This window comes from uncultured Haliea sp. (assembly GCF_963973825.1).
In the GTDB taxonomy this organism is placed as follows: domain Bacteria; phylum Pseudomonadota; class Gammaproteobacteria; order Pseudomonadales; family Halieaceae; genus Haliea.
In genome coordinates this window covers 85,002-101,446 of the sequence record NZ_CAXBAE010000012.1, presented here as the reverse complement: position 1 = coordinate 101,446, position 16,445 = coordinate 85,002, and the positions used below count along the sequence as shown (strand labels likewise).

The following is a 16,445-nucleotide window of genomic DNA, read 5'->3' as shown; positions in this document are numbered from 1 at the left end:
CGGTATCGGCGACCCCATGGCTCGCCTGTAAAGAGCGGACCAGTTCTGCCTCCAGAAGTAAAATTTGCCTGGAAAACTCTCGAGACAGATCAACAGAGGACTGTTCACACTAGGAGATTTCTAGCACTGACAGCCGATGCGCCCCCGGATGCTCTTCATCTTGGCCGTAGCTGGCAAACCTTCGCGGCAGAATCTTTCCCAATCAGCCATCAGCTTACGGCGCTTGTCGATCAGTTCGGATCGAGCATAAGCTACGCGAGTGGCATCGCTATTGACGTGCGCCAAGGCGAGTTCACAGACTTCTTCAGGATAGGTGGTGTGTTCCTGAGCCCAGGTACGGAATGTGGCCCTGAAACCGTGCTGTGTGACTTGGTGGCCCATATCCTTTAACACCTTTGTCAGGGTCATATTTGACAGCATCTTGCCGGTCGGGCTCACAAATATCAGGTTGGAGTCATGGTCGCGGGGGAGTGATTTCAGCAGGTCCACCGCCTCGCGGCACAAAGGCACCTTATGGTCGCGACCGCCTTTCATGCGCTCACACGGAATAGTCCAGACTTTGGCTTTGAAGTCGATTTCGCTCCACATGGCGCCGCGTATCTCGCCGGATCGGGCAGCAGTCAGGATAGCGAACCGCAGCGCCATTGCACCGGTGCTGTCCTTGGCGGCCAGCTCGCTCATAAACGGCGGGACTTCATCGACCGGCATGGCTGCCAAATGCTTTACCTTGCTCACCTTACCCGGCAGGGGGAGAGAGAGGTCGAGGTTGCCGCGCCACCGTGCGGGGTTGTCGCCATTGCGGAGACCCTCGGCGCCTGCCATATCGAGGATGCGTTCGACTGTGACCCTAACCCTGGTTGCGGTCTCGGTTTTTGTCTCCCAGATGGGAGTCAGCATTTTTATAATGTCCGCCCGCTCGATGTCGGAGACCTGCAATTTACCCAATATCGGATAGGCGTAGGTTTCGAGGTGAGCGGTCAATTTCTGAACCTGCTTAACGGTCTTTAACTCCTTGCTCTTCTTGACGATGAACCTGTCAGCCACTGTGCGAAACGTGACTGCTTTCGCCTGTTCAGCGGCCAGAGCCGACGCAAGTGCCTTTCGCGTCACACGCGGATCAATGCCCTGCCTGATCTGCTCCTTGAACTCACGAGCCTTCTGGCGGGCCATAGACAGCGTCACTTCAGGATAGGGGCCCAATCCCAGCTCAGGCCGGTCTTTGCCGATAGGCGTTTTCAGAATCCAGGAGCGGGCAAAGGTGGTATTACCGGGTGCGGGTGGAGCGCAGTACAGGTACAGGCCGCCAACACCGCCGACCGCGTGCAGCTTGGTACAAGGCGCGCCCTTATTACTCCCGGATTGTACCCTGCCCCATTTCAGCCGACGGACTGCGGCATCAGATAGCTCCTGCGCGAGTCTAGGCATTATCAATACCCCGAATGTGATACCACTTGTTTTCGGAACCGAACTTTAAGCCCCCCATTTCTATCCCTACATAGGAGGATCAATTGCATGCTACAGCTTGATATGGGAGAAGACAACGTAATTGGTGCGATCGCTTTATTTATAGTATATTGCGACAAAATGCGACTCGGAGAGACCGGCAAAAATTCATATCTCCGGCACCATCCCCCCACGGTGCATTCTGGCCGGATAGGGAATAGTCAAGATCAGTCTACCTCCCCGAACAGTTTTTTGTGCAGCTGGGGAGCAAAGATCACCGTACGCTGGTGGTGCTCCAGCGCCGCCGCATCCTCTGCCAGCCAGTACACTATATCCGCCACCGTCTCGGGTGCGGTTGGCTTGAAGCGCTGGGCGATCTTGTCGTCAAAGCCGTTGGCTTTCATCACCTCTGTGAGCACAAACCCGGGTTCGACGGAAAAAAACCGAACGCCACTGTCCCGGTGTTCAACCCGCAACGCTGGCATCATGCGTATCAACGCGGCCTTCGAGGACGGATATACGAAGCCCCAACCGCCTTCGTCTGCCGGTGCCGGCGGGTCGCTGAGTGCGGAGCCCGAGACCATGTTGATCACCGCACCACTGGCGCGCTCCAGCATGCCGGGGAGCAGGGCTTTCACCAGCACCAGCGGCGCGAGAATGTTCCCCTGATACACTCTGCGCGCCTGCTCAATCTCGACTTCCAGAACGCGCTGCATATTGCCGGGCCCCTGATAGCAGGCGTTGTTGAACAGGACATCGACTTTGGCGAAGTGCTCCAGGGCGCGATCAGCCGCGGCCTGGACCGACGCCAGGTCCAGTATATCGGAGCGCAGCAGGAGGACCTCTGCGCCGTGGGCGCGCGCCGCTTCGCCGGTCGCCTCCAGTGAGCCCGGGAGGGAGGTGGTCGTCGGCTTCCAGCTCCCGTATTCATGTTGCTCGCCTTCCTGCATGGTGCGAGCCGTCAGCACCAGGTTGTAGCCCCGACGGGCAAACTCGATCGCCGTGGCAGCACCCATGCCGCGGCTGGCGCCGGTGATAAACGCGACTTTTTTCATATCCTGTTTCTCCTTCCGGTCAAGCGAACAGGCCATCAAGCCTAGCCTTTTCGGTTATGGGTGCCGAGCCGGTATACGATCTGGTTCCACACGGTGAGTGCAAAACACACGGCCATCCTGATTATCTGTACAACGGGCTGTCTATACCAGTGAAGGGCGTCGCCAGAGCCCGCCAGCAATGCCCAATCGGCTTGCGTGCATGGCGCTTGCTTCCCCTCACCCCTCGCTTGTAATCTGCTGCAATTCCTACCCCAGTGAAGGCCTTGCCCGGAGATCCCATGCCATGACAAACAAACCAGGCGTTTGGTTCGGCGCCCTGCTGCTGGCGCTGGGTGTTGCCGCGGCCGGCTGGACGGTCGGTGACGGTTTGCAGCGCTTCAAGTTGGCAGACCGTTCAGTCACCATCAAGGGGCTGGCGGAGGCGGATGTGGAGAGCGACTTCGCAGCCTGGAATCTCACCTTTCGCCGCGCTGGCAACGCCTTCGCTGACGTCCAGCAGGCGCTTGCCGAAGACCGGTCGCGGGTTATGCGCTTCCTGGAAGCCGCCGGCTTCACTGCCGAGGAACTGGAGATCAGGCCATTGCAGGTGCAGGACGCCTATTCCCGGGAGTACGGTGCGAGCAACCAGCCCCTGCGCTATACCGGCAGCGGCCTGATCATTGTCCAGTCAGACCGGGTGGCGCTGGTGGAAGCCACGGCGCTGGCGATAGACCCGCTGATCGAAGCCGGTGTTGAAATCGAAGGCGGCAGCGGCCCGCGCTACCAACTGCGCGGATTCAACGAAATCAAACCGGCGCTGTTGGCGGAGGCCACACGCAACGCGCGGGAGCAGGCAGAGAAATTTGCGGCCGAGGCCGGGGCCCGGGTCGGTGCGCTGCGCACGGCCAATCAGGGCGTCATCCGTATTACCGGCAGCGATGGTAATGACTGGGACGACGGCAGTTCCCGGGTAAAACGCCTGCGGGTGGTGAGCACCTTCGAGTACACGCTGGAGTAAGGCGCTGCCCCAACGCGGTGCACGGTGCCGCCCGTCCCGCTGTCAGGGCGAGAGGGCACCCTCCGGCGGAGCCACCACGGTGAAGGTATCTGTCGCCAATACCTGATGCTGTAAACCCGTAACGTAGCGCGCGCTGTAGACGCCGGGCGCCTCGAACGGATACCGCCTGACGCTGCCCGTTCCCCCGGTTTCACCTGTCGGCACGATAAACCCGTAGCGGGCACCCCAACCCCACATCTTTTCATCGGGCACATCCAGCGGGGCTATCACCACGCGGTCACCGCGGTACCCCGGGCCAGCCCAGGTGATGTCGAAACTGTCACCCATGACCACCTGCTCCGGCGCCTGCACCGTTGCATCCGCGCGCGTGATGGTGATCGGCTGCCGGGCGAGCACGGCATTCCCGGGGCTAAGGAAGTAAATCAACTCGTAGTCGCCCGCTATGTTGGGCGCTTGCAGTGCCAGCTGCCCATCCCCGGCGCCAGCGCGACCCAGCGTGACTCTGGCATCGCGGTTTGCCCGGGTCGCGCCGGGCGCGGCAATGGAGATGTAGTCGTCTTCCCAGTCCGGCGGGAGCGTGACCGACACCGGGACACTGGATCCTCCGACTGCGGTCGCAGGCCCCGCAATGCCCGCCACAACCGGCACTACACTGACAGGTGTCGTTGCCTGCACCGCGTGTTGCATGCCTGGGTACAGGGTATAGCCATTCGCCAATACATAGCGGACCTCGTATTCCCCCGGCTGCGGCGGCGCAGTAAGCTCTGCGCTGCCGTCCTCCCGCAACGGGCTGGTATATCCCCGCGCAAAGGCCGCCGCGCTGCCCGCCTCGACAATGGTGACAAAGTCACCGGGGGTGGCCTCCCCGGCCCACGCGACCGAGAACACCGAACTGACCGGGACCTCAGCCGGCGCCGACACGGTAAAGCCGCCATCCGTCACACGTAACGCATTGCGGGCGAGGATAAGGCGCGGTTGATCAAGCACGTAGCGCACTTCATAAACACCCTCTGTGGACGGGGCAGCAAGCGAGGCCGTGAGTGGCTGGCTGGCGTCGGACACGCCAGCCTTCGTGCGCGTGGGCATTGCGGCGAAGAAATAGATCGGCTCTCGTGGACCGTCTTCGGGGCTGGCGACGTGGAGATACGCACCCAACTCATCAGGGCCCGACCAGGTGACATCGAACGGGACACCCTCACGGGTCACCGCCGGGGTCTGGAGACTGACCTTGAAACCGAGGTCCACGGGCACGGTAATCACTTTCGGCTGCTGGGCTTCGACGGTGAATTGCAAGCGCCCGGTTTTCACCTCGCGGCCATCCTGCCAACCCCGCCAACGCGCCTCGGCGACATACTCGCCGGGCAGGACCTCGGTCATCGCGCTGCCGGTATCGGTGGCGGAAAAAACCGTCTCGCCGCCCGCAAGGGCTGTGACCGTCCACTCAAGCTGCGATTGGATCAGAGGCCCACCGGGCAGTACGGTGGCTTTCATCGCCAGGGTCGACGGCACTGCGTCGCCCCCAACTTCTCCTCCGGCCGGCCCCGCTTCCGCAAGGGTGCGCAGCGCCGATGCAAGCTCACTGGCACTGGCTGCGGCCACAAAGGTGCCGCCGGTTTCATCCGCCATGCACTGCAAACCCGCGCGCTCTTCCACGGTGACATCAAAGCCCACAACATGCACGGTAAAATCAAGACCGTTCTGTTCCAGCATTCTGGCCAGTGCACAGGGATCCACATCGCAGGTTTCCAAGCCATCGGACACCAGAATAACGGAGGCCGCCCGCTTGCGGTAATCCAGCGTCAGCGCGGCGTGTTCCACCGACTTCGCCAATGGCGTTTTTCCGTGGGGTGTGAGTTCCCGGAGAGCGGCGACCATGTCGGCCCGCTCTGCTCCCACACCTGCGAGCGTCTCGATGTCACTGCAGTCGCCCTCGCGGCGATGACCATAGGCGACCAGCCCCAGACGTTGCTCCGGCGGCAGCCCGAGTACGAGCCCCTCGACCACGTCCTTGGCAATCACGATCTTGTTGACCCCATCGATCTGCCCCCACATGGAGCCAGAGGCATCTAGCACAAGAATGGCATCGTTGGGCGACGATGCAGCCACGGGTAAGACAGGAAAAGACAGCATGGCGGCCAGGACGGCGCCGGGCACTGAGAGTCTGGACAGGTTCATTGCTGCACCCCACACACTGGATTCAGGCGATCGGCATGTCACATCCGCAATGCTGCCGAAGGCACAGCATCGACGAAGCGACACGTCCCAAGCATAGTGCAGAGTTGAGGATACAGCGAGTCACTGCGCCGCAAATGGACTGGCGCGGGGGTGTAGAAAGAAAAACCCGAAGGGTTGCGTTTGCGCCCCTTCGGGTATCGGGCATGGAACCGCGAGAGGTTCCCTCAGTCCTGGATCACGATCTCGACCCGCCGATTTCTCTGGCGACCCTCAGCCGTCGCGTTGTCCGCCACAGGCCGCGACATGCCGAAACCTTCAGTGCTGATGCGCTCCGGGCTGACACCGGCATTCACAAGGGCCTGGCGCACCGACAGGGCACGACGCTCAGACAAACCCTGGTTGAAGTCCGCACTGCCGGTGCTGTCGGTGAACCCCTCGATCAACACCGTTTTCTCCGGGTATTCCTCGAGGAAGTTGGCCAGCCGCTGAATGGTAGTCGCGGCGCCGGGCTGCAGCTCCGCCTTGCCGGTGGCGAACAGCACGTCTCCCAGCGTCATCACCATGCCGCGTTCCGTCTTCACCGCCTGCAGCGCGAGCAGCTCACGGCGCAGGGACTCGGCGTCCGCCTGGGTGCGTTGCAGCTCGGCCTCCCGTGCCTCCAGTTGCGCCTCACGCGCCGACAGCAGAATCTGGTCCTTGGTCTTGCCCAGCGTTTTCAGCTGTTCGCTGGCTGCCTTGCGATCTGCGATGGCCACCGCGGTATCGGTACGCACCTTGGCGACGTAGGCCAGGGAGGTCATATCCTCTTCGGAGGTCGCGACCGCCGCAGACTCCAGCGCCTTGTTGGCCCGTTGCAGTTCCGGACCGGCGTAACGCAGTACCGTCTCGCTCTGCTTGGCGGCGTTATAGCTCGCTTCCGCATCCAACAATGCCTGATTTTTCTGCAGGCTACCGCAGGCCGACAATACGGCCACAGACGCCACCAGCACACACATTTTGATCCCGGTTGAAAGTTTCATAAACGCTCCTGCTATCCTGTATGACGCGCTCAGTTACGCTGGCCGCGTTCGATTTCGCTGCGCAATGCCTCAATGCTGGCCTCCAACTCACGCAGAGCGGTCTCTACGCGGGTCTTGCTGGCAAAGGCCTGGGCATATTCCGCATCCGCTGCCGCCTCGTCCGATAGACGCTTGGCTTCTGCGTAGTCCTTCTCATCCATGGCGCGCTGGGCACGCCGCAGCTTCTCCTTGGCGCGGTCCATTGCGACCGGCGCATGCAGCGCAGCCTCGTTGTTTTCGGCGCTGGTCAGCGCGGTGCTGGCGCTGGCCATCTCGGCCTCGGGGCGGGGGGTGCTGCTGCAGCCCTGCGCCAATACCAGTACACTGCCGGCGAAGACGGCCGCGGCAATCCGCCGCCATTGGGGTTGCAATACATTCATTGTCGCTCTGCTCCTTGTCGGGTAGCTGCACGCTGCCCGGGTAGAAAAACATGGGTGGCCAAACGTGCGGATCATGCGCCTCGCCGTACAACTAAACAAGCGGTATGCAGGCCGCAGAAACGGTAATATTGCGGCCTGGCATCGAAGTCACCACCCTCATCCCACCATGGAGAGAACGCCCATGCATCGCTCGCTCGCCGCAATACTGATTGGCGTCATCACCTGCCTGACGACAGCGGCCCAGGCGTCGGACAGCAGCGGGCTTGCGCCCACCTCCGGCAGCAGCGTGCTGGAGGGTTTCACCTTTGATGACGGCTCGGTACTCGATCTGCGCCAGCACTACTACACCCTCGGCACGCCCCGACGCGGCGCCGACGGACGCGTTGAGAACGCGGTGCTGATCATGCACGGTACGACGGGCAGCGGAGACGGCTTCCTGCGCGATAACTTTGCCGGAGTGCTGTTTGGCAAAGGACAGTTGCTGGACGCAGATCGCTACTACCTCATCCTGCCCGATGCAATTGGCCACGGGCGCTCCAGCAAGCCCAGCGACGGGCTCCGCGCCGCCTTCCCCAAATACACCTACGACGACATGGTGCGGGCACAGTACAGACTGCTCACGGAGCATCTGGATGTCGACCATCTGCGGCTGGTGACCGGCACCTCAATGGGCGGCATGATGAGCTGGGTATGGGGCTACACCTATCCCGATTTCATGGATGCACTGATGCCCCTGGCCAGCCTGCCGGTGGAGATCGCCGGCCGTAACCGCATGACCCGCAAAATGATCATCGACGCCGTGCTGGACGACCCGGCATGGAACGGGGGTGATTACACAGAGCAGCCCCCTGGCCTGAAGGAGGCGATGTATGGCCTGCTGTTCATGGTCTCCAGCCCCCTGCAATACCAGTTAAAGGCACCGACCCGCGAATCCGCGGAGGCCATGATGGATTCACTGGTGGAGCGCTACCGATCAGCCCTTGATGCCAATGACCTCATTTACGCCTTCGACGCCTCGCGATTCTACAACCCGGCACCGCACCTGGAATCGATTCGTGCACCACTGCTGGCCATCAACTCGGCGGACGACCAGGTCAACCCGCCCGAGCTCGGCATTCTTGAACGGGAAACGGCGCGTATTCCGGGGGCTCGCGCTGTTGTGTTACCGATTACCGAAATGACGCGTGGCCACAGTACCCATTCGCAGCCCACTGTGTGGGGGCCTTATCTCGCGCAGCTGCTCGCCGCCACCGGGCCCGAACCCGTGTCCGAAGGATCAGCGCCCGGCCTGTTGCTGAACACAGCTGACCCGGCCTGGACCCAGCGCGCGCCAGAGCGTTTCAGGGCACGCTTCCTCACCACCGAAGGCGCATTCACCGTGGCGGTGCACCGCGACTGGGCTCCCCGCGGTGCCGACCGCTTTTACCAGCTCGTGCAGCAGGGTTTCTATGATGGCGTACACATCAATCGCGTGATGCCCGGCTATATCGCGCAGTTCGGACTGAGCCCTTTCCCTGCAGTCACGGCGGCGTGGAAGGACAACACGCTGGTCGACGACCCAGCACAGGTCAGTAACTCCCCGGGGCGCGTGGCCTTCGCCATGACCGGCCCCGACACCCGCTCGACACAGGTGTACATCAACCTGGGAGACAACGCGCAGCTGGATACCGAGGGCTTCGCGCCGTTTGGCGAAGTCGTTGAAGGAATGGAGGTGGTGGAACGCCTGTATCCGCTGTACGGCAATGAAGCCGGGGGCGGTATGCGACACGGTCGCCAGGGCCCCATCGAGCAGGGCGGTGCTGACTACGTGTTCACCCACTACCCCTTGCTCGACTTCATCGTCGCAGCAGAGGTGGTCGGCGATTGAGGCGCAGCCGCTCTAGGCCGCGGGCTGCTCCCCGGCCAGCACACAGTCACGCAGGGTGCGCTCTCCCAACTGGGCGCTGACCGCGTCGTCAATGCCCTGCAACAGCGCATCCACCGGCTCTGCGGAAACCACGCGGCGCTCCATGAGCGCCTGTTCCTCATTGGGACTGCGGATACTGCGCAGCAACTGTGCAACGGTCATGGTGGACGGGTCGCGTGCCACCAGATACTCGGGGGGCTCACTGCTGGTTTCCACCAGCAGGTCACGGCTGGCCAGCAATTCCACCGCTTCGGCAACGCGGTCAGGGGGCGCCTGCAGCGCATCAGACAGCGCATCCACCGTCATTGGCGGCGCCTTGCCGATGAAGGCCCGGGCAATCTGATAGATTACCAGCAGGGTGAGCTGTTCACGAAAACGGCCACTCAGCGCAACCCGCTGGTCAGAAAGCCGGATGCGCTCAGGATACTGGTGATAGAACGCCACCTGCGCACCGATCAGCAGGATCAGCCAGCTGACATACAGCCAGATCATGAACATGATCAGAATCGCAAAACCGGAGTAGATGGCCGCATACTTGGTGGAGCCAGCGGCAAACTCGGCGAACACCAACCCTGAGCCCTGCCACAGGCTGCCGCCAACAACGCCCCCCACGAATGCCGACGCAAAGTTCACCCGCGTGTTGGGCACAAACACGTAGGCAAAGGTGAACGCGAATATCACCAGCAACAACGGCAGCAGGCGCGACGCCAGCACCAGGAGGCTACCAAAGGGCTCGATATCCATGACCGACTGCATAACACTGCTGTTCATCATGGAGGCGGTCAGCCCCATGGCGGAAAACACCAGCACGGGGCCCACCATGATCACGCTGAGGTAATCGCTGAAGCGTCGGGATATGGGCCGGGAAGACTTGGCGCGCCACACATAGTTGAAAGACACTTCGACTTTCTGGATCAGCGATACCACCGTGTAGAGCAAGAGCGCGAGGCCCAGCGATCCGAGCACGCCAACCTTCATGTTCTCGACAAAATCCAGCAGGTTGAGCACGATTTCATGCCCCTGCTCGCCCAGGGGGGCCACCAGGTTGTACAGCAGCGGCTCTATCTGGTTGTGCACCCCAAAAGCCTTGAGGACCGAGAAACTCACCGCAAGCAGCGGGACCATGGACAGCAGGGTGGTGTACACCAGGCTCATGGCACGCAGCGTGAGCTGGCCCTGTGATATTTCCCGCACCAGCACAAACACAAAGCGGATCGCCTTGTAGGACCAGCGCTGCAGGCTGGAGAGCTGCTCGAGGTCCACTCGCCAGAGTTCGTTCAGCAGAAAGCCCCTGATGGTGCCGTAAATACCTGCCGGGCTTTGCATGGTGTCTCCTTTTACCTGCGCGCTCGCTCTGCCCTCCATCATAGCGCAGATTGAAAATCCGGGGGCATGGGCCAGCCGTGTGATTTCGGCTATTCTGTGGCACGGCCGCTAGCTGCCGCCCAACCTCAAGGAGACTGCACATGATTGGATACATCACCATCGGCGTGAACGACATGGCCAAGGCCAAAGCCTTCTACAGCGAACTGCTGGCCGACCTCGGCGCCGAGATAACCATCGACATGGATCGCATCGCGTTTTTCGGCACCGGCATGGACCAGCCCATGCTCGCCGTCTGCGTGCCTTACAACGGCGATGCTCCCAATCCGGGCAACGGCAACATGTTCGCGATCAGTGGCGGCACCAAGGAGAATGTCGACAAGCTCTACCACAAGGCTATCGCGCTGGGTGCCACCTGCGATGGCGAACCCGGGCAGCGCATCCCGGACATGTTCTACGGCGCCTACGTGCGCGACCCCGATGGCAACAAGATCGCATTTTACGTGTTCGGTTGACTTGATATCGGCAGCGGGTTGCATACCCCAAACAAGGTATGCACCCGCGCCCCCCTCAGCCGTACTCTCTGCGCCCGCAATAACCGTACAGAACAAGAGGTAAACTCTATGCACGCACGCAAGCCCATCACACTTCTGGTCGCCGCCTGCCTGGGCGCCGGCAGCGTCAACCTCATGGCACAGGGCCTCGAGGAAGTGGTCGTCACCGCGCAAAAGCGCGAACAGACCTTGCAGGATGCACCGATCTCGATTGCGGCCTTCAATGCCGACCAGCTGGAGCAGAAAGGCGTCAACACCATCGACGACCTGGGCACCTCGGTACCCAACGTGAAGATCACCCGCTCGCCGTCCAACACCTCCGCGGCCACCATCGCCATCCGCGGGTCCGCCACGATCAACCCGGCGATCACCTGGGAGCCGACTGTCGGCATCTACCTGGATGGCGTATTCATTGGCAAAAACGTCGGCGGCATTTTTGATATCGCCGAGCTGGAGCGCGTGGAAATGCTGCGTGGCCCGCAGGGCACGCTGTACGGCAAGAACACCGTCGGCGGCGCGGTGAACCTGATCACCCGCAAGCCCAGCGGCGAACTCAGCGGCACGCTGCGTGGCGGGGTGGGCAACTACTCGCTGGGCACCTTCTACGGCAGCCTGGACCTCCCGGCAATCGACCTCGGCGGCGCGGGCCAGGTCATGGCGAAACTGACCGGCTCCTACCGTGAGCGCGACGGTCTGTACGACAACGTCAACGACCCCTTCGGCAACCCGCTGGCAAATCCGGTGTTGATCGATGAGTTCAACAATATCGACAATACGGTCGGGCGCTACGACATTCTCTGGGAAGCCTCGGATCGCTTCGACCTGCGCTACACCTGGGACTACAGCGACCTGGACCTGGCGCCGTCCAAGAACCAGCTCACCTACCTGGACCCCAACGACCCTGCCGGGGTGAACGCACTGCTGGCACCCTATGTCACGGGCGAGAACGAAAACCGTGACAGCGTGAGCCTGGACCAGGCCAAATTCGAACGCTCCAAGTCCATCTCACAGTCACTGTTTGCCGACTATGATGCGGGCAGCTGGGGTGCCCTGGGCGATGTCACGCTGCGCTACATCGGCAACGACCGCTCACTCGACTGGGACGACGATATCGATATCGACGGTTCTCCGGTCAACCTGTTCACCTCAGCCCGCTTCATCGACTACGATCAGGCGTCGCACGAGGTGCAGATGATCGGCAGCACCGAGCGCACCAACTACGTGTTCGGCGTGTACTACTTCGAAGAGCAGGCGGACGTCTACAACCCGATCAGCTTCTTCGGCGCTTTCGGCGCACCAGTCTCGCAAAACCGTTACGGCTTCGACAACGACTCCGTGGCCGTGTTCGGCCAGGTGGAATGGCGCCCCGCAGCGGACGTTTTTCAGGATCGCCTGACCCTGACCCTCGGCGCCCGCTGGACGGAAGAGACCAAGGACACCTACATCGACCACCCCAATGACGTCGATGCGCAGGGTAACCCGGCTCCCTTTTCCGGCCGTGCCAAGAAGACCTTCAACAACGTGTCACCGACTTTCGTTGCCGCCTGGGATGCCAGTGACAACGTGAATATCTACGGCAAGATCGCCAACGGCTGGAAGGCCGGCGGTTTCAACGGCGAAGCGCCCTTTGAGGCCGCGTTCACCACGCCCTACGATGCGGAGGAGATCCTCTCCTACGAGGTCGGTATCAAGTCCCGCTGGAAAGACAACCGGCTGCAGGTCAATGGTGCCTACTTCTACAATGACTCGACCGACATGCAGATGTCGATCTTCGTCGCGGGCAGCAGCGCTGCGTCCATCGTCCAGAACGCCGGTGAAGCCACCATCCAGGGCTTCGAGGTGGAACTGGTTGCACTCCCCATCCCGCAGCTGGAACTGGCGGCGAGCTATGGGTATCTGGACACCACCTACAACGAGTTCATAGAAAACGGTGTGGACGTGAAGGACCAGAAGGACTTCCCCTACGCACCCCGCAACAGCGCGAGCCTGTCAGCGGAGTACAGCATTGCCGCCGGCAACTGGGGTGACCTGACGGCCCGCCTCGATTACGAGTTTGTGGATCGCCACGTGCCCTACATCGAGCCGAGCCAGAATGCGACCTCCGAAGTGCGCCCCTATGGCCTGGTGAACGGTCGCCTGACCCTTGCCAATGTGCCTGTGGGTGACGGCCAGTCACTGAAGTTTGCCCTCTGGGGTAAAAACCTGGCCGACAAGGAATACCGGATCAACACCATTCCGTTCGGCATCTGGACTGCCAGCTACTACGGTGACCCGCGCACCTACGGCGTGGAGGCCACCTACGAGTTCTGACACGCAGCCGCAGCAATGGCGCCTCCGGGCGCCATTGTTTTTTGTAGCGAACGGGACGCAACCACCGCAGAAGGAGGCGCACATGACGCCGGACATGGAACAACAGTTGCAGGCGCTGCTCGACAAGCAGGCCATCATGGAGTTGATCAACGCCTACTGCAACGCGGCGGATCGACACGATAACGAGAAATTCCGCTCCCTCTACCACGAAGACGCGATTGATGACCACGGCTCCTTCTTCAAGGGCCTCGCCATGGATTTCATCGATACCTTGCCGGATATCCAGGCCAATATGGAAATCCTGCACCACAACGTCACCACGGTGAACATCAAGCTGGACGGTGACCGCGCCGAGGGGGAGGTCTACATTCTGGCCTTTCACAAGATCAGCACCGAAGAGGGGCCGCTGGACCTGCTGATTGGCGGGCGTTACTTCGACAAGTACGAAAAGCGCAACGGGGTGTGGAAATTCACCTACCGCGCGGTGGACGCCGACTGGGCCCACCTGCACCAGCCCTCGCTGGTCAACCTGAAAAACCCGATTATCGACGGCGCACACATCGGTCGCCCGGGGCCGGAAGACCCCTCCTACTCGATTTTCGACCTGCTACAGTGGGGGCAGCGCTAGTCACCGCCCCTGCACACCGGACAAGGATACCCATGAGCAAAGCTGAAAAACTGAAGATTGCCAATGCCCACTTGCCACCCTGCCTGCAGGTCCTGCACGGCGAGTTGCTGGACTTCGATGACACCGCGGGCACGGCAGAGATGCAGTTCGACGTCAGCGAGCAGTTCTGCCACTCCGTCAACGTGGTGCAGGGCGGCAACGTCACCGTCATGCTGGACGCCGCCATGTCGCACGCACTGTTCATGCAGCAGGCTGATGTGGCCGCCATCCCCACGCTGGAGCTCAAGGTCAGTTTCCTGGAACCCACCCTCGCCGGACGCAGTGTCGCCCGTGGCAAGGTGGTCAAGTGCGGCAAGAGCATCGCCTTTCTGGAGGGCTCCCTGATCAACCCCGCTGGCCAACTGGCTGCCGTGGCCTCGGCCACCGCCAAAGTCGTGCGCAAGAAAGCGGATTGACCGTGCTGCCCCGCCGCTCGCTCGCCCTGCGTTCCCTGGGATTCGCCACCGCCCTCGCCGCCTGCCTGCCGGTTTCCGCCGAAGAGCACAGGGAGTGGCGCAGCTATGGCGGCGACGCCGGGAACACGCATTACTCCAGCCTTGCACAGATTGACCGCGACAATGTCGACGAACTGACCCTGGCCTGGCGCTACGCCAGTGCAGCCGGTCAACCGCTGCCCCACAGCTCTGAACTGCAGGTTAACCCGATTGTCGTGGATGGCGTGCTCTACGGGCGCAACCCGCTGTATAACGTGTTTGCCCTGGACGCCGCCACGGGGCGTGAACTGTGGACCTTTGCACCGGACCAGGCGCATGTGGGCATGTCGAACATGCGCGGCGTCACCTACTGGCAGGACGGCGATGACCGCCGCATCCTGTTCACCACGGGCCACTTCCTGATGGCCCTGGATGCCGACAGCGGCAAGCTGATCCGTGGCTTTGGCAATCAGGGACGGGTGGACCTGCGGGAAGGCCTGGGGCGCGCGCCCGAGCAGGTCAGCATCAACGCCCCCTCCCCCGGTGTCATCTTCGACGACCTGATCATCATGGGCTCTGCGGTAACGGAAACTGCGGGCTCTGCACCGGGTGATATCCGCGCCTACGACATACGCAACGGCAAGCTGGCGTGGACCTTCCGCACCATCCCCGCTGCCGGTGAATTCGGCGCCGACACCTGGCCCGCGGGCGCTCGCGAGACCGCCGGGGGCGCCAATGCCTGGGCGGGCATGAGCGTGGACCACGCACGCGGCGTCGTCTATGTCCCCACCGGCTCCCCGGCCCCGGACTTCGACGGCTCAGGCAGGCCCGGAGACAACCTGTTCGGCAATACCTTGCTGGCGCTTGATGCCCGCAGCGGCAAGCGCCTGTGGCACTTCCAGACCGTGCACCACGACCTCTGGGATCGCGACCTGAGCTCGGCACCGACCCTGGCGACCGTCACCAGCAATGGCGAGCAGCGGGATCTGGTGGCCCAGGCATCCAAGGAGGGTGTGGTGTACCTGTTCGACCGCGACAGCGGCGAGCCGGTGTTCCCGATAGAAGAGATCCCGGTACCCCCCTCTGACATACCCGGCGTCTACAGCTCACCCACACAGCCCCGGGTCACCCTGCCGGAACCGTTTGCCCGCCAACACATGACAGCTGACGATCTCACCGATCTGTCACCCGAGGCGAATGCGGCCGCGCGCAAGGTGTGGGAAGAAGCGCACGAGCTGGCCTATCTGCGCCCCGCCGGCCTGCGCAAAACCATCCTGTTGCCGGGCTTCTACGGTGGCGCCAACTGGGGCGGCGGCGCCTTCGATCCGGAAACCAACCTGTATTACATCAACGCCACCAACGCGCCCAACATTCTGCAGATGGAGCCGGTGCAGGTGACGCGCGGTTCCAGCATGGGCGTCGGAGAGTTCCTGTTCCGCCAGCAGTGTGCCGGCTGTCACGGCGTCGATCTTGAAGGGTTCTATCCCTATGCACCCGCACTCACCGGGGTCGAACAGCGTATCTCCCGCCGCGAGGCACTGGAGGTGGTCACCGGCGGCAAAGGGCGCATGATGCCCTTCGGGCACCTGTCCCGACACGAACGTGATGCCGTGGTGGATTATCTGTTTGCTTACAGCGCGGGCGAGCTGGGCACGGCAAGCGAGGATGAGGGCGCCGAGAAGGAAACGGTATACGTATTCGCCGGCTACCGTGATTTTGTCGACGCCGAGTACTACCCGGCAATCAAGCCACCGTGGGGTACGCTGACCGCCATCGACTTCGTGAGCGGCAAGATCCGCTGGCAGATTCCGCTGGGCGAGTACGCCGCCCTCACCGAGCGCGGCATTGCCCCCACCGGTACCCGTAACTTCGGCGGCCCGGTGGTCACCGCCGGCGGTTTGCTCATCATTGCCGCCACCGCTGACGAGAAACTGCGCATTTTCGACAAGCGGGACGGCACACTGCTCTGGGAGTACCAGTTGCCGGCGGGCGGCTACGCCACCCCCGCGACCTACGCCATCGATGGTCGACAGTACATTGTGATCACGGCCAGCGGCGGCAAGCTGGGCACCCCTACCGGGGATCAGTACCTCGCCTTCGCCCTGCCTGAGTCCGCAACAGACTAGGGGCAGGCCACCCGGCG

General features: G+C 62.2%; 13 protein-coding genes. 7 read left to right on the top strand and 6 right to left on the bottom strand.

Translation table 11 applies throughout. The features are described from left to right. Window positions 1–120 precede the first annotated feature (120 nt). Window positions 121–1,425 (bottom strand): tyrosine-type recombinase/integrase, encoded by a 1,305-nt coding sequence (locus AACZ17_RS13840; protein WP_339638564.1) that lies wholly within the window; start codon window positions 1,423–1,425, stop codon window positions 121–123. A 245-nt stretch (window positions 1,426–1,670) separates the two neighbouring features. Further along, a complete protein-coding gene (locus AACZ17_RS13835; protein ID WP_339638562.1) occupies window positions 1,671–2,498 on the bottom strand; it encodes an SDR family oxidoreductase in 828 nt (275 codons plus the stop codon). A gap of 283 nt (window positions 2,499–2,781) precedes the next feature. On the opposite strand from AACZ17_RS13835, the gene AACZ17_RS13830 reads away from it, so the two are divergent. Beyond that, a complete protein-coding gene (locus AACZ17_RS13830) occupies window positions 2,782–3,495 on the top strand; it encodes an SIMPL domain-containing protein (protein ID WP_339638561.1) in 714 nt (237 codons plus the stop codon). Between the two features lie 42 nt (window positions 3,496–3,537). Here the strand turns inward: AACZ17_RS13830 and AACZ17_RS13825 are convergent, their stop codons facing one another. The 3 genes from AACZ17_RS13825 to AACZ17_RS13815 form a co-directional block, all read right to left on the bottom strand. Beyond that, on the bottom strand, window positions 3,538–5,670 hold the full coding sequence (locus AACZ17_RS13825; RefSeq protein WP_339638560.1) for a VWA domain-containing protein: 2,133 nt from the start codon (window positions 5,668–5,670) through the stop codon (window positions 3,538–3,540). 224 nt (window positions 5,671–5,894) lie between these two features. Further along, window positions 5,895–6,689 (bottom strand): OmpA family protein, encoded by a 795-nt coding sequence (locus AACZ17_RS13820; RefSeq protein ID WP_339638558.1) that lies wholly within the window; start codon window positions 6,687–6,689, stop codon window positions 5,895–5,897. A 29-nt stretch (window positions 6,690–6,718) separates the two neighbouring features. Then, window positions 6,719–7,108 (bottom strand): DUF4398 domain-containing protein, encoded by a 390-nt coding sequence (locus AACZ17_RS13815; RefSeq protein ID WP_339638556.1) that lies wholly within the window; start codon window positions 7,106–7,108, stop codon window positions 6,719–6,721. Window positions 7,109–7,289: 181 nt separating this feature from the next. Here AACZ17_RS13815 and AACZ17_RS13810 point away from each other — a divergent pair, with 181 nt between their 5' ends. Then, window positions 7,290–8,975: an alpha/beta fold hydrolase gene (locus AACZ17_RS13810; protein WP_339638554.1), complete on the top strand. Its 1,686-nt coding sequence runs from the start codon at window positions 7,290–7,292 to the stop codon at window positions 8,973–8,975. Between the two features lie 12 nt (window positions 8,976–8,987). Here the strand turns inward: AACZ17_RS13810 and AACZ17_RS13805 are convergent, their stop codons facing one another. Beyond that, window positions 8,988–10,340, bottom strand: coding sequence for a YihY/virulence factor BrkB family protein (locus AACZ17_RS13805; protein ID WP_339638552.1), 1,353 nt, complete (start codon window positions 10,338–10,340; stop codon window positions 8,988–8,990). A gap of 140 nt (window positions 10,341–10,480) precedes the next feature. Here AACZ17_RS13805 and AACZ17_RS13800 point away from each other — a divergent pair, with 140 nt between their 5' ends. From AACZ17_RS13800 to AACZ17_RS13780, 5 genes are all read left to right on the top strand, one after another. Next, a complete protein-coding gene (locus tag AACZ17_RS13800; protein ID WP_339638550.1) occupies window positions 10,481–10,852 on the top strand; it encodes a VOC family protein in 372 nt (123 codons plus the stop codon). A 108-nt stretch (window positions 10,853–10,960) separates the two neighbouring features. After that, on the top strand, window positions 10,961–13,201 hold the full coding sequence (locus tag AACZ17_RS13795; protein WP_339638548.1) for a TonB-dependent receptor: 2,241 nt from the start codon (window positions 10,961–10,963) through the stop codon (window positions 13,199–13,201). Window positions 13,202–13,283: 82 nt separating this feature from the next. Next, a complete protein-coding gene (locus AACZ17_RS13790; protein ID WP_339638546.1) occupies window positions 13,284–13,829 on the top strand; it encodes a nuclear transport factor 2 family protein in 546 nt (181 codons plus the stop codon). A gap of 32 nt (window positions 13,830–13,861) precedes the next feature. Beyond that, entirely contained in the window at window positions 13,862–14,284 is a 423-nt protein-coding gene (locus AACZ17_RS13785) for a PaaI family thioesterase (protein ID WP_339638544.1), read from the top strand. A 2-nt stretch (window positions 14,285–14,286) separates the two neighbouring features. Beyond that, window positions 14,287–16,428 (top strand): pyrroloquinoline quinone-dependent dehydrogenase, encoded by a 2,142-nt coding sequence (locus AACZ17_RS13780; protein ID WP_339638603.1) that lies wholly within the window; start codon window positions 14,287–14,289, stop codon window positions 16,426–16,428. Window positions 16,429–16,445 lie beyond the last annotated feature (17 nt).